Raw genomic sequence first — 18892 nt, 5'->3', positions numbered from 1 at the left:
TGCTGGGGAACGGGTCGGGTGGCGCGAGCGGCTCAGTCCTCGTCGAGGTGGGCGAGGACGAGGTCGGCGAGGGTCGTCCAGTTGCCCCGGACGAGCGCGGCCGCCGCATCGACGTCCCCCTCCGCACAGCGCTCGATGACGGCGTCGTGCTGCGCGATCGACCCGCGCGCGGCGACCGAGGAGAACCGCAGCCGTTCGATCCGGCGCAGCAACGGCGTGACCGCCTCGAGCGCATCACGGATGAACGGATTCCCGGCGACGTCCACGGCCACGGCGTGGAAGGCGTCGTCCGCTGCGAGCGCGGCGTCGGCGTCGTCGCGTTGGAGCGCGGCTGCGAAGTCGCGGTTCGCCGCGCGCATGCGATCGAGGTCGGCCGCACTCAGGTGCGGTACCGCCTCGCGGACGGCGAGTTCGTGCATGGCCGCGGCGACCGCCTGGGCCTGCAGCGTCGCCCGGCTGTCGAGCGGGGCTACGACGGTCGACCGTCCGGGTTTCGCGATGACGAGCCCGCTCCGTGCGAGGCGCAGGACGGCCTCACGGATGGGCGTGCGACTCACGCCGAGCCAGCGTTCGAGTTCGGTGTCGACGAGCTTCTCACCCGGGGTGAACGTCCCGTCGACGATCGCATTGCGGAGCGACTGGTAGACGTCGTCGCGGAGGAGCGCTCGGCGATGCGGGTTGGCTTGAGCGGGAGCGGGCATGCAATATATTGCACATCGCAGGAGCGAGAAGTCAAGTGTGCCGGGGCAACCGGGTGGACCGCGTCGAAGAGTGGGGCATTCGTCCTACTTGTCCCCCAGATGGCGGATTGTCCGCCCACTGAAAGCAGGCCACGATGGTCGGCGGGGGTGAGTGCGTGGTGCAACGGGGTGATGAACCGGTGACGGTCAGGCCGCATCCTCGCGTGCTCTGGAGCGCCGTCCTGAGCGCCGCCATCGTCGTCCTCCCGGTCTGGGGCGTCTCGCTCTGGCTCGTCGGCCCGGCCCCGAGTGTCGAACGCACGTGGGTCATCACGCTCGGCATCATCGGCATGGTCGTCCTGCTCGGCGTCGCCGTCCTCTCCCGTCGCCAACGCATCGTCGTGCGGCATGACGGGTTCATCGAGCAGCCCATCGTCGGGCGGCAGCGGTTCGTTCCACGGGAGGCGATCGGCCGCAGTCTGCTCTTCGAGTTCCGGGGTCGAGGTCTGCATGCGAGCTCGCAGTTCTTCGTCTGCGACGCCGAGAACCGCCCACTCCTCCGCATGCGCAGCAACCGGTGGAGCACGGACAGCATCGCGGCCGTCGTCGCGGCGTACGACGGCCCGGTGGAACGACCTCGCCAGCCGGTCTCGCTCGACGACCTCCGCGAGGACCACCCCGACCTGCTCACCCCGCTCGAGCGTCTGCGCTGGGCGCGCGCCGAACTGCTCTAGCTGAACTGCTCTCGCCGAGTCGGCCTGCCCCGGCTACCGCCGCGGAGCGCGAGGGTGACGTCGCATCGCGCGGGATCCGCCTCGGGTCGGAGACCGCCCGGGTCAGAGCGCCTTCGCGTACCAGTGGGCCCCGGGATCGCCGTCGACCCGGGTGAAGCCCGTCCGCTGGTAGAACTGCTGTGCACCGGTGTTCGAGACGCCGACGCCGAGGTGCACACCCGGGACGCCGCGCTCCGCGAGGAGCTCACAGAACGCGTCGATGAGCCGTCTGCCGACACCCATCCCCTGCGTCTCCGGCAGCAGGTCGATGTGCAGATGCGCCGGGTACTGCGCCAGGAGGTCCGGGGCCAGTCCGCCGCGATCGGTCGCGGATCGGACGATGCCGCGTTCCCCCTCCGAGGCGGCACCGGAGGCCGCGGCCGCCGCGTACTTGCCCTCGACGGTCGGCCACCAGCGCTCGATGAACCAGCGGTCGAAGGCGGACGTGTCCGCGGTGCCCAGGATGTACCCGATCGGGCCGGCACCGGCGTCGACGAGCAGCGCCAACTCGGGCTCGTGCTCGACGTAGGGCAGGGCGTAGATGTCAGGCAGGAGGTCGTCCGTGCTGAACTGTCCGGTCGCGTCCGCCCCCGAGTCGCCCGTTCGGGTGCAGATCGCCGCCACGGCGGCGCGGTCGGACGGTCGGTACGCGCGGATCTCGGTCACCGCGCCAGCCTAACCGGCGTTCCCCGGTCCCTGAGCCTGTCGAAGGGCGACGTTCGCCCGGGTCCTTTGACAAGCTCAGGGACCGATCGAGGCGCGACCACGGGTCCGACCGAGGTAGGAACCAGGGGCCGAGGTGTGGGTCAGCGCTCGGTCCGACCGGGTTGCCTAGGCTGAGTCCCGTGACATGGCGACCAGGGAGCATCGACGCGGCCGTCGAGCAGTGGCGGCTCGTCCGCGACGGCGAGCTCATCGTGACGCCGTCGAGCCGGCTGCTCCCCGTGACACATCACGGACGACCGGCGATGCTCAAGGTCCCCCTCGTCGAGGAGGAAGCGCTCGGCGGTCAGCTGCTCGCGGCGTGGGACGGCGCCGGGTGCGCGGCGGTGTTCGCGGACGATGACCACGCGATCGTCTTGGAACGCGCGACGGGCGGCCGTGATCTCGCCTCGCTCACCCGCGCAGGTGACGACCTCGGAGCCGTCGCGATCCTGTGCTCCGTGCTCGACACCCTGCATACGGCGATCCCCACCCCGGCGCCGACCGATGCCGGTGGTGTCATCGTCGAACTCCCCACGCTCCGCCGGTGGTTCCGCGAGCTGCTCGCCGACGACGCATCCGCCCTGGGCGCCCTCCTCGGCGATCCGGCGAGCGCCGCCTTCCTCCAGCGTGGGCGGGAGCTCGCCGGTCGACTGCTCGACACCACGACGCCTGCCGACGTCGTCGTGCTCCACGGGGACCTCCACCACATGAACGTGCTCGAGTTCGCAGCCGGCGACTGGCGGGCCATCGATCCCAAGGGCATCGTCGGCCACCGCGCCTTCGACGCCACAGCGCTGTTCAGCAACCCCGATCCAGCGACGGCGCGGAAGCCGCGGCTGTTCACCGAGCGGGTGGGGCTGGTGAGTCGATCACTGGGCCTGTCGCGAACCGTCCTCCTCGAGTGGGTGGTCGCGCGCTCCGCGCTGTCCGCCGTGTGGTCGCTGCAGGACGGGCTGCTCGACGACGCCCGCGCCACCGTCGAGCTCGGTCGCCTCGCCGAGGACGGCCTCCGGTAGGTTCGCGCCCTTCGACAAGCTCAGGGACCAGGGAGCCGCTCAGGGACCGGGAAACCGCCGAGGGAACGGGGAACCGCCCAGGGGAACGGGACACCGCCAGGGGAACGGGACACCGCTCGGAGGAACGGAGCAGCAGCTCAGCGGCGGCGACGCGTCCCGAAGATGCCCTCGACGACACCGGTGAGGATCGACCGCGTCGCCTTCGACCCGAGGATCTCCTCGAGCGGACTCTTCGACGACGTCGACGACGACCTCGTCGACGTCCGACGGGTCGTGCCGGCGGTCTTCCGGAGCAACCGTTCGTACTCGGCGTCGGCCTTCTTCTGCGCCGCGGCCTGCGCCTTATCGGCGGCGGCCTGCTGCTTCGCGAGTTCCGCCGCGATACGCTGCCGCTCGAGTTCGGCCTCGGCGGCGAGTGCGGCCTGGTTCGCTTCCTCGAGCTTCGCCGTCAGGATCTCCCTCGCCGACTCTCGGTCGACGGGCGTCCCGTACCGCGCGAGCAGCGGTGAGGCCGCGATCGCCGCGTCGATCGCCGTATCGGCACTGGGTGACATGAGTCCCTGCGGCGCCCGCAGTCTCGTCCACGCGACCGGCGACGGCGCCCCCTTCTCGTTCATCACGGTGACGACCGCCTCACCGGTGCCGAGGGAGGTGAGGACCTCACCGAGCTCGTAGCCGGAGGTCGGGTAGGTCGACACGGTCGCTTTGAGCGCCTTCGCGTCGTCCGGGGTGAAGGCGCGGAGGGCGTGCTGCACGCGCGACCCGAGCTGCGCGAGCACCTCGCCCGGGACGTCCTTCGGTGTCTGCGTGACGAAGAAGATGCCGACGCCCTTCGACCGGATGAGCCGGACCGTCTGCGTGATCTGTGCGAGGAAGTCCTTCGACGCGTCGCGGAACAGCAGGTGCGCCTCGTCGAAGAAGAACACGAGCTTCGGCTTCTCGGGGTCTCCCACCTCGGGGAGGGTGTTGAAGAGGTCGGCGAGCAACCACATGAGGAACGTCGAGTACAGGGCCGGCTGGTTCTGGACGCCCGGCACCTCGAGCAGGCTGACGATGCCCTTCCCGCTCGGGTCGAGGCGGATGAAGTCGGCGGTGTCGATCTCGGGTTCGCCGAAGAAGACGTCGGCCCCCTGATCGGCGAAGGTGATGAGCTCCCGCAGGATCACCCCGACGGTGGCGCCCGACAGCCCGCCGAGCTCCTGCAGCTCGCCCTTGCCGTCGTCGCTCGCGAGGTAGGTGAGGACCGCGCGCAGGTCGCTCAGGTCGAGGAGCGGCAGGCCCGCTTTGTCGGCGTAGTGGAAGACGAGACCGAGGCTGGACTCCTGCGTGGCGTTGAGGCCGAGGACCTTGCTCAGCAGCAACGGGCCGAAGGCCGCGATGGTGGCGCGGATCGGGACGCCCTTGCCGACGCCGCCGAGCGCGAAGTACTCCGTCGGGGTGGCGGCCGGCGTCCAGTCCTGGCCGATGCCGCGGGTGCGGTCGAGGAGCTTCTCGTTCGACTCCCCCGGGGTCGCGATGCCCGAGAGGTCACCCTTGATGTCCGCGGCGAACACGGGGACGCCGGCGGCCGAGAGCTGCTCGACGAGGCCTTGTAGCGTACGGGTCTTCCCGGTTCCGGTGGCGCCGGCGACGAGGCCGTGCCGGTTCATGACACTGAGCGGGATGCGGACCTGGACCCCGGGCACCGGTTCCCCGTTGACCAGGGCACCCATCTCCAGCGCCGGGCCGTGCACGAGGTAGCCGTCACGGATCTTCAGCACGTCGTCGAGGCCGAGCGGGCCCGGACCGATGGTGTCGGCGCTGAGATCGTCGGAACCGGTGTCAGCGCTGCTGGTGTCGGCAGCGACCGCTTCGCCCGTCGGGACATCGGACGGGGCCTCGGTGGCCGGCGCGCCACTCGCGGAACCGGGGGCGGCCGGCTCGACCGGTGACGCCGACGCCGTGGCACCGCCCGACGCGGTGATCCCGGCCCCGGCGATCGCCGCTGCCGCCTCGGCCGCCTTCACTTTCGCTGCGGCGAGCGCCGCCTGCGCCTGGGCGGCTTCGAGCTCGGCCTGGGCTTGGGCGGCGGCAGCCTGGAGTGCGGCGATCTGCGGGTCGGATGCTGCATCACTGGGCGTCATGTGCCGAGCCTAGCGACGCGTTCCCCACCGGTCGAGGGGTCGCGCGAGGGCTGGACGACTGCTCCGATCACCACTGTTCGCGGGTGCGCTCCTGGTCGACGACGGCGCGCAGGTCGGACAGTCGGCGCATCCCGGCCAGCGGTTGCGCCATGCGGGTGTTGTGCCGGATGCGCGGTTCCACGCGGTCGAGGAAGGCCCAGTACCCGGCGGTGAACGGGCAGGCGTCCTCCCCCAGCCGCACCTTGGGATTGAAGACGCACCCACCGCAGTAGTCGGACATCTTGTCGATGTACGCACCGCCCGAGGCGTAGGGCTTCGTCGCGACGATGCCGCCGTCGGCGTGCTGCGACATGCCGATGACGTTCGCGGGCATCACCCAGGGGGTGCCGTCCACGAACATGTCGATGAACCAGTCGTTGAGTGCGACCGGGTCGTACCCGTGCTGCAGGGCCCAGTTGCCGAGCACCATGAGCCGTTGGATGTGATGCGCCCACCCGTGGCGGCGCATCCCGTCGATCGTCTCGCGGAGGCAGTTGGACTGGATAGCGGCGGCGTCGAGTTCGCGGAACTGGCGCGGGAGCGGCTCGTGTGCTCCGAGGGCGTTGTGACTCGTCCGGTACGGCTCGCCGAGGTGCCAGTAGAGATGCCAGACGTAGTCGCGCCAGCCGATGATCTGACGGGTGAAGCCCTCGACGCTCGACAGCGGTGCGCGACCGGCGTGGTACTCGGCGACCACGGTCTCGACGGCGTCGCGCGGGTCGAGCAGGCCGAGGTTGAGCGGCGCGCTCAGCAGGGAGTGCGCCATCGTCCAGTCGCCGCCGAGCATGGCGTCCTCGAACGGGCCGAAGTCGCCGAGCCTGGTCTCGATGAAGTCCGCGAGCGCCGCATCCGCCTCGGCCGCTGTCACCGCGAAGCGCCGCGGCCCGTCGTCGCCGACCAGCTGGACCAGTCCGTCGCGCTGCCACCGGTCGAGGTCCTCCCGGACCTCCGCGTCGATGTCGTCCTCCTCGGGCCAGAGCGGCTCGGGCAGACCGAGCCGGGCGGCCCCCTTCGGCGGCGGGTTCCGGTTGTCGTGGTCGTAGTTCCACCGGCCGCCCTCCGGCTGGTCGCCGCGCATGAGGATCCCGGTCCGCTCCCGCACCGTGCGGTAGAAGTCCTCCAGGAGGAGCCGCTTCCCGTCCCGCGTCGACGCCCAGGCCGCGAAGTCCGGCTCCGAGGTCACGAAGCCGCGGCTCGGGAGCACCCGGAGTCCGCGCTCACGGACGAAGCGCCGAGCCGTCCACGAGGGTGGGTCGATCACCTCGAGGTCGGCGCCGACCTCGACGACCTCCTCGTAGCGGTCGACCTGGTGGAACTCCGCCCGGTCGCCGAGTTCCGCCGCACGATGTCGGATGGCCGAGAGGAAGAGGTGCGCCTTCGCCCGGTGCATCGGTCGCTTGGTGAAGGTGGACTTCGATTCGATGAGCAGGATCGGTCCGCCGTCGTCGAACGCCGGGCCGAGCTGGCCGGTGAGGATCCATCGCCGGCGAGGGGCCGCGTCATCGGGGTGCTCGGCGGCGCTTCGGCCGGTGGTGTCCATCGCCTCAGCGTACGTGGGGCGACGGACACCACCGGGGGCTTGCTCAGCCTGCTCCGATGCTGCTCGGTTGTGTTCTGCGGTGCGCTGCCCGGCTCACCGCCCTCAGAGTGTCGCGGCGAACGGGTCCCAGTCCTCCGCGACGAGCGGGACCGGCGCGACCCGGCTCGCCACGTCGACGGTCTGGCCGGACACCACGGACTCGTCGATCGAGACGAGCGTGTCGAGCACGTGGTAGCCGAGCGCGCCCGAGGCGAGCGGCGTGCCGCCGGAACGGATCGCCCTGGCGAGGTCGAGGACCCCGGTCCCGCGGCCGGCGAGGACGCCCTCGGTCGGCACGACCTCCCATTCCGGATCCTGCTGCATGCGCTCGATGGGCGCCGCGCGGGTGATCCGCACCTCGCCCGTGAACATGTTCGGGTCGGGGATCACGAGCGTCCCCTCGGTGCCGGTGATCTCGACGACGCCCATCTTCGCGAGCGGCGACTCGAAGCTGAAGACGCTCTGGCTCACGCCGCCGTCCACGAAGCGGGCGATGGCGCTGACGTGCGTCGGCACCTCGACGGCGAACTCGGTGCCGACGCGGTCGCCCTGCTGGATCGTCCGCGTCGCACGCCCGCGGGAGCCTGCAGCCGACACCGAGGCGACCGAACCGAACACCTGCACGAGCGTCGTCAGGTAGTACGGCCCCATGTCGAACAGCGGCCCGCCACCCTTCGCGAACAGGAACTCCGGGTTCGGGTGGAAGATGTCCGGCCCGGCGTACTGCATGACGGTCTGGGCGGTGAGCGGCTGACCGATGTCACCGCGGGCGATGGCGCGACGCGCGGACTGGACGCCCGGGCCGAGCACCGTGTCCGGCGCGATGCCGACGAGGAGTCCTGCGGCGTCGGCCTGCTCGAGGAGCGCGAGCCCGCTCGCGCGGTCGACGCTGATCGGCTTCTCCGTCCACACGTGCTTCCCGGCGGCGAGCACCTGCGACGCGACCTGCGCGTGGACGGCGGGGATCGTGAGGTTCACGACGAGCTCGACGTCCGGGTGCGCGAGGACGTCGTCGGCGGTCCCCCACTCGCCGACGCCCCACTTCTCGGCCTGAGCCTTCGCGCGGTCGACGTCGAGGTCGCCGAGGATCACGACGCGGACGTCGGGGAACGCGGTGAGGTGCTCGAGGTAGGTGTCGCTGATCATGCCGGTGCCGATGAACCCGACGCCGACCGGGCCGCTGCCCTGCGGTGCGCGCGCCGTCGTGCCGTGCGCTGCCGCGGGCATCGCGCCCTGCGCTGTCGCGGCCATCAGCGGACCACCGCTTCGGTCGAGACGAGCTGTTCGGCGACGAGCGCGTCGACGCTCGCCTGGACACCGTCGAAGATGTCGCCGGCGCCGTAGTGATCGAACTCGATGATGGCGAACCGGGCCGAGGGCGCTGCGGCGAGCGACTCGCGCAGCGGGACCTCACCCTGCCCGAACGGTCGCTGGTCGAGACTCGTCGGCACGAAGGGCGCGGCGCCCGGGGCGAACGGGTCGGCGGGCAGCAGGCCGTCCTTGACGTGGAGCGCCTGGACGCGGTCGCCGAGGCGGCCGAGCAGCGCGGGGACGTCCTGACCGGCGGTCGCCGCCCAGAACAGGTCGACCTCGAGCGCGACGTCGTCACGCAGTTGGTCGGCGAAGACCTCGAACGCGCTGCGTCCGCCGAACGATGCGACGAACTCCTGGGAGTGGTTGTGGTAGCCGACGCGGAGACCGTGGTCGGCGGCGCACTCCGCCGCGGCGTTCAGGCGGGACGCCGTGTCGGCGACGGCTGCTTCGTCGAGCCAGCGGTCGGGGCTCACGAAGGAGTCGATGACGATCTCGAGGCCGAGTGTGGTCGCGGCGGCGAAGACGTCCTCCTGTGAGGCGACCGGCATGACCTGGTCGCCGAAGCGGATCTCGTCGGAGAGGAGGGTCGCGTGCCCGGTGCGGGCGGCGAGACCGTGGCGGTCGAAGGCCTCACGGAGCTCGGGCGCACGGGAGATGAAGTCGAACGCCTCGACCTCGTGCAGGCCCATGCCGGCGAGGCGGGCGAGGGCCTCGTCGAGGCCCTGGTCGAGGTGCTCCTTGATGCTGTAGAGCTGCACGGAGAGCGCTGGTGCGGTCATGGTGTTGTCGTCCGTTCTGACGCCGTCGTTGGCATCGCTGGTGGTGGAGTGGAGTCGGTGATCTGGGTGCGGGAGGCTGTGACCGGGGTCACCCACGGGTCGCGATCGATCCGGTGATCGTCCCGTCGGCGTTCCGGGTCATGCGGTGTCGGACCGGCAGGATCGTCAGCGCGCCGAGCACGGCGATCACCCCGGCGCCCCAGAACAGGGCCGTGTAGTTGTTGCCCGCCGCGCCGAGTCCGAGGAGGAACGCGCCCACCGCGCCGGCGAGCGACTGTGGCAGTGCGTTCGCGATGTTCAGGACACCGAGGTCCTTCGCCGCGTCGTCGGGGTTCGGCAGGACGTCCACGACGAGGGCGGTGTCGACCGCGACGTACACGCCGTACGCCGCTCCCATGATCGCCTCGACCACGTAGAACATGGGCACGGTCGTGGTGTGGGCGAGCAGGATGAGCCCGACCGCGAACACCACCGTGGAGCCGATGACGAACACCTTGCGGTTGAGCATCCGGTCCGACAGCCAACCGCCGAGCTTCGCGGTGATGACGAGGGCGATCGTGTAGATCAGCACACCCATGGTCAGGGTGTCGACGGCGCCCTGCTGCGACAGCCCGACCTCCTCCTGCAGGAAGAACAGGCGGAACGCGACGAAGAGGAACGACGCGAGTGTCAGCAGGAACCGAGAGAGCCAGACCCAGCCGAAGTCCGGGTGCTTGAGCGGGTTCACCCAGAAGGTGAAGAGCAGACCCTTCCACCCGCCGACGTCCGGACGGGTGGTGATTGCCCGGTCGGGCAGGACGAAGCAGTACAGCCACACGGTGATGAGCGCGAAGACGGCCGGGGCGACGAAGAGCAGCAGCATGTCGGTGACGAACCAGCTGGCCACGAATGCTGCCGCGAGGATGCCGACGTTCTGCATGACCCCCACGTTCGCGGACACGCTCCCGCGCTGCTCCGGCGGGACCTGGTCGGCGATCGTCGCGAGGAGCGGGCCGAGGATGGCGTTGCCGGTCAGCTGCGCGAGGCACCACCCGGCGATGAGGACCGGGACGTTCGGAGCGAACGCGACGATCGTGAGCGAGGCGACGAAGCCGATGGCGCCGAGGAACATCCACGGGCGGCGGCGACCGAAGCGAGAGAGCGTGATGTCGGACAACCGGCCGATCACCGGGTTCGCGACGAGGGCGAACAGGGCTGCGATGGAGAGGACGTTGCCGTTGACGACCGCCGCCTGGTCACCCGGGACCAGCTGCTGCGTCTTGAGGGCCAGGCTCACGGTGACGGGGGCGAGCAGGGCCACGAACAGGCCGAACTGGGCGAGCGCCATGGTGGTGACGACCCGTTTCGACGCCCGTTCCGTCGGTCCCGACGGGCCGGTGACGAGGCTGACGTAGGGGCCGCTCGAGGCACGCTGGCCGGTGGGTTTGGGGCGGCGGGGTGGGTTGGACATCCGGGTTCCTCTCAACGCTGAGCTGCGGACCGGCTCTGGCCCGCGGGTGGTGCTGTCCTGGCAGGATCGATAAACCGATCACTGCACGGCTTTGAGTATAGGCGCGAAACCCGAGTGGTCAATAGGTTTTCACGAAACCCGTCGGTGGGGCTGCTGCCAGCGCGGTGCGCTGACGCGAGCGCGGCCTAGCCGCGTGAGCGCGGGTCTCCGGAGACGCGCGCTCACGCGCCCGGGGTGCGCCCACGCCGATTCCGCGGCGCTCGCGTCACCGCACCGCGCCGGGCCCCACAGACCCGCGCTCGGGTCAGCGCACCGCGCCGGCGTCGCCGACGAGGAGAGCCCAGGCGCGCGCGAGGTCACCGGCCATGTCCACGGAGGAGTCGAGTGTCCACTGCACCTGCAGGCCGTCGGCGAGGGCGACCATCACGCGCGCCACGTGATCGGGGTCGATGCCCGCGGCGACCCGCCCGGAGGCCTGGCGGTCGCGGACGACCTGCGCGATGCTCCGACGCACTCCGGCGACGTGCTCGACGAAGAACGCCCGCGCCGGGTGCTCCGCATCACCGGCGGCGGCCGCCATCGTCAGGTACAGCTCGACGAGCCCAGGGACGTCGCTGTTGTGGCGCATGACCGCGACCAGACCCTCGATCGCGTCCTGCGACCCGGCCGCGGCGAACTCCTCGTAGTCGACGGCGTCGCGTTCCCGCAGGATCGCCGCGAACAGGTGTTCCTTGGATTCGAAGTAGTGCATGAGCCCCGGCAGGCTGACGCCGACCTCACGCGCGACCTCACGGAGCGACGTGCCACGATACCCCTCGCGCGCGAACACCGCGAGCGCGACGCGCAGGATCTCCTCGCGGCGCGCAACGCCTTTCGCGTAGGAGCCCCGTGCCGTCATGTGCCGATTGTAGGGCCGCACGACGTCGACGGTGGGTGGGATTCCCCACCCGCCGCCGACGCCGACACGTGCACAACTCAGGACGGGTCCGGCGCTCCGTCCCGCGATCGCCGCGAGCGCGGCAGACCCGCCGCGATCGTCCTGAGTTGCGAACGTCGAGACCCCTAACCGGAGCCCGCAGACCGCTGCCCGCTTCCCGACTCAGGCGCCGAGCGCGACCGCCGTCCACGACACAGGCGGGAGCGTGATCGTCAGGGTGCCGTCGGCGAGCGACGCACTCTCGTTCGCGACGAGACCGACGCGCTCGCGGTCGTCGATGGTGTTCTTCGCGTACACGTCCTCGTCGTGGATGCCGTTCGCCTCGACGATCGAGCCGACGCCGAGCGCTGAGACGTCGACGGTCACCGTGATCGCCTCATCCTGGTGGCGGTTCACGAGGAACACGGCCGCGGTCCCGGCCTCGGCGTCGTACGTCGCGACCGAGTCGACGAGCGGTGCGTCACCGTGGACCTTCGTGGTGTAGCTGCCGACCTCGATGCGCGGCGCGAGCACGACACCCGACGCGAGCCGGCTGGTGACCGAGAACGGGAAGAACGTCGTCTGCCGCCAGGCGCCGCCACCCGGCTCGGTCATGATCGGGGCGATGACGTTCACGAGCTGCGCGAGGCTCGCCGACCCGACGCGGTCACTGTGCTTGAGCAGCGTCATGAGCAGGTTGCCGAACACGACCGCGTCCGCGACCGAGTAGACGTCCTCGATGAGGCGGGGCGCGTAGGCCCACTCCTCGATCGTGCCCTCGATCGCGTTCCACTCGTCGAGGTACCAGACGTTCCACTCGTCGAACGAGAGGTGGATCTGCTTGTCGGAGTGACGCTTGTGCTGCACGTGGTCGGCGGCCGCGACGACCGTCCGGATGAAGTACTCCATGTTGAGGGACGACGCGAGGAACGACCCGAGGTCGCCGTCGCGCTCCTGGTAGTACGCGTGGCAGGAGATGTAGTCCACCGAGTCGAAGCTGTGCTCGAGGACGGTTCGCTCCCAGTCGCCGAAGGTCGGCATCGAGGAACTCGACGAACCGCAGACGACGAGTTCGAGCTTCGGGTCGACCATCTTCATCGCCGACGCGGTCCGGGCGGCCAGCTTGCCGTAGTCGTCGGCCGACATGGCGCCGACCTGCCACGGCCCGTCCATCTCGTTGCCGAGACACCACATGTTGATGCCGTAGGGCTCGGGTGCACCGTTCGCGATCCGCTGGTCGGACAGCGCCGTTCCGCTCGGGTGGTTCGTGTACTCGAGGAGGTCGAGCGCTTCGAGCACCCCGCGCGTGCCGAGGTTGACGGCCATCATCATTTCGCTGCCGGTGAGCTTGCACCACTTGGCGAACTCGTCGACGCCGACCTGGTTGGTCTCGAGCGAGTGCCAGGCCAGGTCGCGGCGCACGGGGCGGTTCTCGCGCGGCCCGACGCCGTCCTCCCAGCGGTAGCCGGAGACGAAGTTGCCGCCTGGGTAGCGGATGGTGCTCGTGCCGAGCTCCGTGACGAGGTCGACGACGTCGCCGCGGAAGCCGTCGGCGTCGGCGGTGGGGTGGCCGGGCTCGTAGATGCCGTCGTAGACGCAGCGTCCCAGGTGCTCCACGAACGAGCCGAAGATCCGGCGGTTGACGGGGGCGACCGTGACGTTCGGGTCGATGGCGATGCGTGCGGTGGTCATGACGGGAGGTGTCCTTCGTTCGGGCCGGAGTCGGCCGTGGCGTGCAGTGCTGGTCGTTCGTGCGTTGCGTGGGCGGTCGTGGTGTCGATGATGTCGTGGAGTGCCCGGTCGGGGCGACGCCGCGGCGGCGCGTCTGTGGAGCGGCTCACTTCACGCTGCCGAGGGAGAGCCCGCCCTGCCAGTACCGCTGCAGGGAGAGGAAGGCGATGATGAGCGGCACGATCGAGATGAACGCCCCGGTGACGATGAGGTTCCACACCTGCTCGCCGCCGGCACCCGCGTTCGACAGCGCCGTCCAGTTGTTCAGTCCGACCGTCACGGGAAGCAGGTTCGGGTCGCTGAGCACCGCCAGCGGCAGGAAGAAGTTGTTCCACGTACCGACGATCGAGAGCAGCAGCACCGTGACGATCGCCGGGCGCAGCAGCGGGAGGGCGACCTGGAAGAAGGTCCGCAGCTCCCCTGCGCCGTCGACCCGCGCGGCGTCAAGGATCTCGTCCGGGATGGCGTCCTGGGTGTAGATGCGCATGAGGTACACGCCGAACGGGCTGAGCAGCGACGGGAGGATGACAGCCCAGATCGTGTTGACGAGGCCGACCTGGCTAAGCAGGACGAACGTCGGGATGACCAGGGCGGTGAGCGGGACCATGACCGCGCCGAGCAGCAGGTTGAAGAACAGGGAGCGACCGCGGAACCGGTACTTGGCGAAGCCGTATCCGGCGAGGACCGCCAGCACCGTCGCCCCGATACCGCCCGAGAACGCATAGAGGAACGAGTTCCCGAGCCAGCGCCAGTAGATGCCGCCCTGATGGGTGGAGAGCTCGGCGACGTTGTCGAAGAAGTTGAACTCGCCGTCGAACCAGAGCGGCCCGCCGGAGCCGGTGAAGAGCCCGGAGGTGTCCTTCGTGGCCGCGACGATCAACCACCACAGCGGGAGGATGAAGTAGATGACGAGGGCGAGGAGGAAGAGGTGCGAGCCGACGCGGCGGCCCCCGGTGCGGGCCTCGGGCCCCTGACGACGTCGTCCGGCCTTTGGGTTGACGGCCGGGATGGCGGTGGTGGCGCTCATCATTTGAGTCCGCTCTGCTTGCGCGTGAGGAAGAGGAAGACGTACGAGCCGATGAACACGATGATCCCGAGTGCGAAGGAGATCGCGGAGGCGTAGTTGAACTGGCTGTACGAGAAGGCGAGGGAGTACGCGTACATGTTCGGTGTGTACGAGATGGGGATGGCGCCTTGGGCGACCCCGCGCAGCACCTGCGGTTCGGTGAAGAACTGCAGCGTGCCGATCATGGCGAAGATGAGCACCATGACCATCGACGAGGAGATCATCGGCACCTTGATGCGGAGCGCGGTCTGGAACGCGTTCGCGCCGTCGATGCGGGCGGCCTCGTAGATGGACGGGTCGATCCCGCGGAGCGCCGCGTAGATGATGATCATGTAGTAGCCCGACCACTGCCAGGTCACGATGTTCACGAGACTGCCGAAGATGCTGCTCTGATCGAGGAAGGACGGCGCCGTGGCCCCGAAGAGCGCGAAGACGTCGGTCGCCGGACCGAAGCGCGGGCTGTAGAGGAAGCCCCACATGAGCGCGCCGATGACCACGGGGATCGCGTACGGCACGAAGATCATGAGTCGTGAGAACTTCGACAGGACGGTCGCCAGGTTGTCGAGCACGAGGGCTGCGACGAGGGCGACGAGCATCTGCGCGGGGATCATGACGAGGGCGAACATCGCCACCCGCGCGAGCCCGCTGAGGAAGATCGGGTCGGTGAAGGCCTTCGCGTAGTTCGCGAGGCCCGTGAACTCGGTACCGGTCGCGAGGGTGGAGGTCTGGAGGCTCATCCAGAACGCGTAGCAGAGCGGGAAGATGAGGAAGGCCGCGAAGACGACGGCGAAGGGGGCGACGAAGAGCCAACCCCAGCGCTGCCGTCGGCGGTCGATCGCGCCGATGCCGCCTCGTCGCGGACGGACGATCCTGGCGGCCGACGCGGCTGTGGAGGCCGATCCGGTGGTGAGTGCCATGATGCTGCTTTCGAGTCGTGGGGACCACCGGGGCGGCGACTGCGCCGCCCCGGTGGCGGAGGATGTGCGGGGCGACGTGGCGGCCGCCCCGGCGGGCTACTTCGAGGTGAAGCCCTGCTCGGTGGCGTACTTCTCGAGGCTCGCCTGGAGGTCGTCGAGCGCCTCGTCGGCGGTCTTCTCCCCCTGCACCATCGCGTACTGCTGCTCGGTCAACTGGTCGAACGCGTAGTTCTGGAACGGGCTGAACGTGAAGCCGCTGTACCCGGCCGCCGCGGCGAGGAAGACGTCCTTGTTGATCTGCTGACCACCGAAGAACGGGTACTCGAGGTTCGTGAAGTAGTCGGACTCCAGGATCGGCTTGTACGTCGGGAACAGCGCGCCCTGCTCGATGCCGATCTTCCACGCCTCATCGGTACCGAAGATGTCCTTCGCGACCTCGGCGGCGAGCTTCTTGTCCTTCGCCTGCTCGGTCACGGCGAAGGTGGATCCGCCCCAGTTCACCTGGACGGGGTTCGCCGCGTCCCACTGCGGGAGCGGGGCGGCGCGCCACACGGCGGTGTCGTCGGCATCGGAGAGGCCCTGTAGGTAGCCGGGACCCCACGCGGCCGCGAGGTAGACGGCGTAGGTGCCGTCGACGAGGCTCGTGTTGTAGTCGGCGGTGAAGGCGTCGTCGGTGGTGACGAGTCCGTCCTTCACGAGGCCGTCCCAGTAGTTGAGGACCTGCTTGGACGCGTCGTCGTTCACGTCGATCGACACCTCGGTGGGCTTCGTCTTGTCGTACTCGAACGGCTTGGAGCCGGCCTGGGCGAAGAGCGCCTGGTTGAAGGCGCGACCGTTCGTCGGGAAGTTCGCCAGCACTCCCGTGCCGGCGTCCTTCAGCTGCTTCGCGGCGACTGCGAACTCGTCCCAGGTGGTCGGGACGGCGATGCCCGCCTTGTCGAACAGGTCCTGGCGGTAGAGCATGCCCATGGGCCCGCTGTCGACCGGGATCGCGTACACCGAATCACCGCTCGTGACGTCGTTCCAGGCGCCCTCGGTGTACTTGTCCTTGACCTCGTTCGCGCCGAACTCGCCGATGTCGACGAGCGCCTTGCGGATCGTGAAGCTGGAGATGACCTCGGACTCGAGCATGATGACGTCGGGTGCTCCGGACTTCGCCTCGATGGCGGTCGAGAACTTCGTGTACTCGTCGTTGCCCTGGCCGGCGTTCGTCCAGCAGACCTGGACGTCGTCGTGCGTCTCGTTGAAGAGGTCGACGACCTGCTCGAAGGCGGGGAACCAAGCCCAGACGGTGACCTGCGGCGCGTCCTTCTTGGTGATGGTGTTGGTGCAGGAGGCTTCGCCGCCTCCGCTTGCGCCACCGGTGGAGCATCCGGTGAGGGCCATCGCTGCGACGGCGACCGTGCCGACTGCTGCGAGAACTCGTGACTTCATGTGGGTGCTGTCCTCTCGGAGATGGAACTTCATTGTCATCGTGCCGGGTTTTACAACGTTGAAGGTAAACGTTGTAAAAGCATGATGCCGGGTGGTTCCAGCGATGTCAAGGACGAATCGGAGTGGTGGGTCAGACGACTGGGAGCGCGGTGGACTCCCGCTGGACGAGCTCGAAGTCGGCCAGCACCAGGCGGGCCGGGAAGACCTCGTCGCGCCGCTCGATACGCTCCAGCAGCAGATCCACGGCCGTCTCGGCGATCTGGTCGCGCCCCGGCGCGATCGTCGACAGCGACGGCAGGGAGTACCGTCCTTCGTCGATGTCGTCGAAGCCGATGATCGCCACCTGCTCCGGCATCCGGATGCCCCGCTCGCTCAGCACGCGCATCGCGCCGAGGGCGAGGGCGTCATTGAAGGCGACGATGCCGTCGAATTGCACTCCCTCGTCGAGCATCGTGCGCATCGCGACCGCGCCGTCCAGGCGATGCCAGATCTCGACCTCCCGCACGAGGGACTCGTCGTACGGCAGACCCGCGTCGTCGAGCGCTTCGCGGTAGCCGACGAGGCGCAGTCCGGCCGAACCGATCTCCTCCCCCGGGTGTGCGCCGAACGCCACGATCCGTCGGCGCCCCGAAGCGATCAGGTGCTCCGTCGCCGCCCGCACGCCCTCGGTGTTCTGCATGGTGACGTGGTCGTTCGGAGCGTTGAAGATCCGCTCGCCGAGGAGGACCATCGGCGTGCGCACCTCGGCGAGGATGTCGACGTCCTCCTCCCCCAGCTCGAGCGCGGAGTACAGGATGCCGTCGACGAGTTGTGTCCGCGGACCACGGACGAGCGCTGCCTCGCGCTCGCGGTCGCCACCGGTCTGCTCGATCAGCACGTACAGACCACGCTGCGCGGCGGCGTGCATGACGGCGTCGGCGAGCTCGGCGAAGTAGGAGTTCCGGAGGTCGGGGATGATCAAGCTGATGACGCCGGACCGGCCGGAGCGGAGTCCGCGTGCGGAGAGGTTCGGGCGGTAGCCGAGCTCGGCGATCGCCGCGAGCACCCGCTCCTTGGTCGCCTGCTTGATGTGGGGGTAGTCGTTGACGACGTTCGAGACGGTCTTGGCGGACACCCCGGCGAGCTTCGCCACGTCGTGCAGGGTGGTCGCCATGATCCTCCTCGGCGGCGGCATGCCTGGCCGCCCTGTACGCACTCTACAACGTTGAAGGAGCGGCCCCAGGTCCTTGCCCCCGGGCGGTCAGGGAACCGGTGGACTCCCTCGGGACGACGCGGAAGCCGCTGACGATCGCGCGCGGAGCCTCCGGCTGCCCGGGTGCGGCGATCCGCTCGATCAGGAGCTCGACGGCGCGCTCCGCGATCTCCTCCCGGCCGATGTCGACCGTGGACAGGGTCGGGAGGGCGTAGCGCGTCTCGTCCAGGTCGTCGAAGCCGATGATCGCGACGTCGTCGGGGATGCGGAGCCCGGCGTCCTGGAGGACGCGCATGGCACCGAGGGCCATCGCGTCGTTGAAGGCGACCACGCCGTCGAACGGCAGGCCCGCGGCGATGACCTCGCGCATCGCGTTCGCCCCGTCGCTGCGATGCCAACTGACGACGGTGCTGACGTAGGCGGGGTCGGCAGGGATCCCGGCGGCTTCGAGCGCCTCCCGGTACCCCTGGAGACGGAGGGCGGCCGGGCCCAGGGTGTCGTGCGGGTCGGTGCCGAGTGCGACGATGCGCCGTCTGCCCTGCGCGAGCAGGTGTTCGGTCGCCGCGCGGGCGCCGTCGACGTTGGCCATCGTGACGTGGTCGCGGTCGCCGTCGAACAGTTGCTCACCGAGGATCACCATGGGCCCGTCCGGGAGCAGCACACTGTCGTCGCGGTCGAGGCTGAGCGGGCTGTAGAGGATGCCGTCGACGAGCTGCATGCGCGGCCCGCGGAGGATCTCGAGCTCGACGTCGCGACCGCCGGCGACCTGCTCGATGAGCACCGAGAGCCCGCGCGCGCGAGCCTGACGCATGACCGCGTCGGCGAGCTCCGCGAAGTAGGCGTTTCGGAGGTCCGGGATGATGAGGCTGATCACGCCGGACCGGCCCGAGCGGAGACTCCGGGCCGAGAGGTTGGGGCGGTAGCCGAGCTCGGCGATCGCGCGCTCGACCTTGGAGCGGGTCGCATCGCTCACGTGCGGGTAGTCGTTGACGACGTTCGAGACGGTCTTGATCGAGACGCCCGCGCGTGCGGCGACGTCGTGCATCGTGATCGACACGCGTCTCCTCCCCCGGCCGGCTCCCGGCTGTCAGCAGACTACCGCTCCGCCGGCACGGGGTGTCGTGGCCGCCAGCGCGGTGCGCTGACGCGAGCGCGGGTCTGTGGCGTGAGCGCGGGCC

Annotated in this window: 16 protein-coding genes; 2 read left to right on the top strand and 14 right to left on the bottom strand. The window is 69.7% G+C overall.

Annotation, left to right across the window (positions count from 1 at the left end; genetic code table 11):
• Nucleotides 1-32 precede the first annotated feature (32 nt).
• Nucleotides 33-701, bottom strand: a complete 669-nt coding sequence (locus tag ITJ62_RS15500; protein WP_137243771.1) for a GntR family transcriptional regulator — start codon at nt 699-701, stop codon at nt 33-35.
• Nucleotides 702-904: 203 nt separating this feature from the next.
• On the opposite strand from ITJ62_RS15500, the gene ITJ62_RS15495 reads away from it, so the two are divergent.
• The gene (locus ITJ62_RS15495; RefSeq protein WP_194603947.1) at nt 905-1414 is read left to right on the top strand and encodes a hypothetical protein; all 510 of its coding nucleotides are present in this window, start codon (nt 905-907) and stop codon (nt 1412-1414) included.
• Nucleotides 1415-1516: 102 nt separating this feature from the next.
• On the opposite strand, the gene ITJ62_RS15490 is transcribed toward ITJ62_RS15495, so the two are convergent.
• Nucleotides 1517-2119 (bottom strand): GNAT family N-acetyltransferase, encoded by a 603-nt coding sequence (locus tag ITJ62_RS15490; RefSeq protein WP_194603944.1) that lies wholly within the window; start codon nt 2117-2119, stop codon nt 1517-1519.
• Nucleotides 2120-2298: 179 nt separating this feature from the next.
• On the opposite strand from ITJ62_RS15490, the gene ITJ62_RS15485 reads away from it, so the two are divergent.
• Nucleotides 2299-3174, top strand: coding sequence for an aminoglycoside phosphotransferase family protein (locus tag ITJ62_RS15485; RefSeq protein WP_194603941.1), 876 nt, complete (start codon nt 2299-2301; stop codon nt 3172-3174).
• A 137-nt stretch (nt 3175-3311) separates the two neighbouring features.
• Here the strand turns inward: ITJ62_RS15485 and ITJ62_RS15480 are convergent, their stop codons facing one another.
• The 12 genes from ITJ62_RS15480 to ITJ62_RS15425 all read right to left on the bottom strand — a co-directional run bounded on the left by ITJ62_RS15480 (nt 3312) and on the right by ITJ62_RS15425 (nt 18771).
• Nucleotides 3312-5297 (bottom strand): helicase HerA-like domain-containing protein, encoded by a 1986-nt coding sequence (locus ITJ62_RS15480; RefSeq protein ID WP_194603938.1) that lies wholly within the window; start codon nt 5295-5297, stop codon nt 3312-3314.
• Nucleotides 5298-5364: 67 nt separating this feature from the next.
• Nucleotides 5365-6876: a cryptochrome/photolyase family protein gene (locus ITJ62_RS15475; RefSeq protein WP_194603936.1), complete on the bottom strand. Its 1512-nt coding sequence runs from the start codon at nt 6874-6876 to the stop codon at nt 5365-5367.
• Between the two features lie 102 nt (nt 6877-6978).
• Nucleotides 6979-8142 (bottom strand): Gfo/Idh/MocA family protein, encoded by a 1164-nt coding sequence (locus ITJ62_RS15470; RefSeq protein ID WP_194604508.1) that lies wholly within the window; start codon nt 8140-8142, stop codon nt 6979-6981.
• A gap of 23 nt (nt 8143-8165) precedes the next feature.
• On the bottom strand, nt 8166-9008 hold the full coding sequence (locus tag ITJ62_RS15465; RefSeq protein WP_194603933.1) for a sugar phosphate isomerase/epimerase: 843 nt from the start codon (nt 9006-9008) through the stop codon (nt 8166-8168).
• 88 nt (nt 9009-9096) lie between these two features.
• On the bottom strand, nt 9097-10458 hold the full coding sequence (locus ITJ62_RS15460; RefSeq protein WP_194603931.1) for an MFS transporter: 1362 nt from the start codon (nt 10456-10458) through the stop codon (nt 9097-9099).
• 304 nt (nt 10459-10762) lie between these two features.
• Nucleotides 10763-11356: a TetR/AcrR family transcriptional regulator gene (locus tag ITJ62_RS15455; protein WP_194603928.1), complete on the bottom strand. Its 594-nt coding sequence runs from the start codon at nt 11354-11356 to the stop codon at nt 10763-10765.
• Between the two features lie 201 nt (nt 11357-11557).
• Complete coding sequence (locus ITJ62_RS15450; protein WP_194603925.1) at nt 11558-13066, bottom strand: alpha-N-arabinofuranosidase; 1509 nt, start codon at nt 13064-13066, stop codon at nt 11558-11560.
• Between the two features lie 145 nt (nt 13067-13211).
• Complete coding sequence (locus ITJ62_RS15445) at nt 13212-14132, bottom strand: carbohydrate ABC transporter permease (RefSeq protein WP_138945098.1); 921 nt, start codon at nt 14130-14132, stop codon at nt 13212-13214.
• Entirely contained in the window at nt 14132-15088 is a 957-nt protein-coding gene (locus ITJ62_RS15440; protein WP_159879807.1) for a carbohydrate ABC transporter permease, read from the bottom strand. Before ITJ62_RS15440 ends, ITJ62_RS15445 begins: the two co-directional genes overlap by 1 nt.
• A gap of 96 nt (nt 15089-15184) precedes the next feature.
• Complete coding sequence (locus ITJ62_RS15435; RefSeq protein WP_194603922.1) at nt 15185-16522, bottom strand: extracellular solute-binding protein; 1338 nt, start codon at nt 16520-16522, stop codon at nt 15185-15187.
• Between the two features lie 130 nt (nt 16523-16652).
• Entirely contained in the window at nt 16653-17675 is a 1023-nt protein-coding gene (locus ITJ62_RS15430) for a LacI family DNA-binding transcriptional regulator (protein ID WP_194603919.1), read from the bottom strand.
• Nucleotides 17676-17718: 43 nt separating this feature from the next.
• Nucleotides 17719-18771 carry a LacI family DNA-binding transcriptional regulator gene (locus ITJ62_RS15425; protein ID WP_194603916.1) on the bottom strand — a complete coding sequence of 351 codons (1053 nt, stop codon included), beginning with the start codon at nt 18769-18771 and terminating at the stop codon, nt 17719-17721.
• Nucleotides 18772-18892: the final 121 nt, after the last annotated feature.

The organism is Plantibacter sp. VKM Ac-2876 (assembly GCF_015350715.1).
GTDB lineage: Bacteria > Actinomycetota > Actinomycetes > Actinomycetales > Microbacteriaceae > Plantibacter > Plantibacter auratus.
The sequence above is the reverse complement of the archived record's forward strand: the minus strand, read 5'-3'. Positions and strand labels throughout refer to the sequence as shown.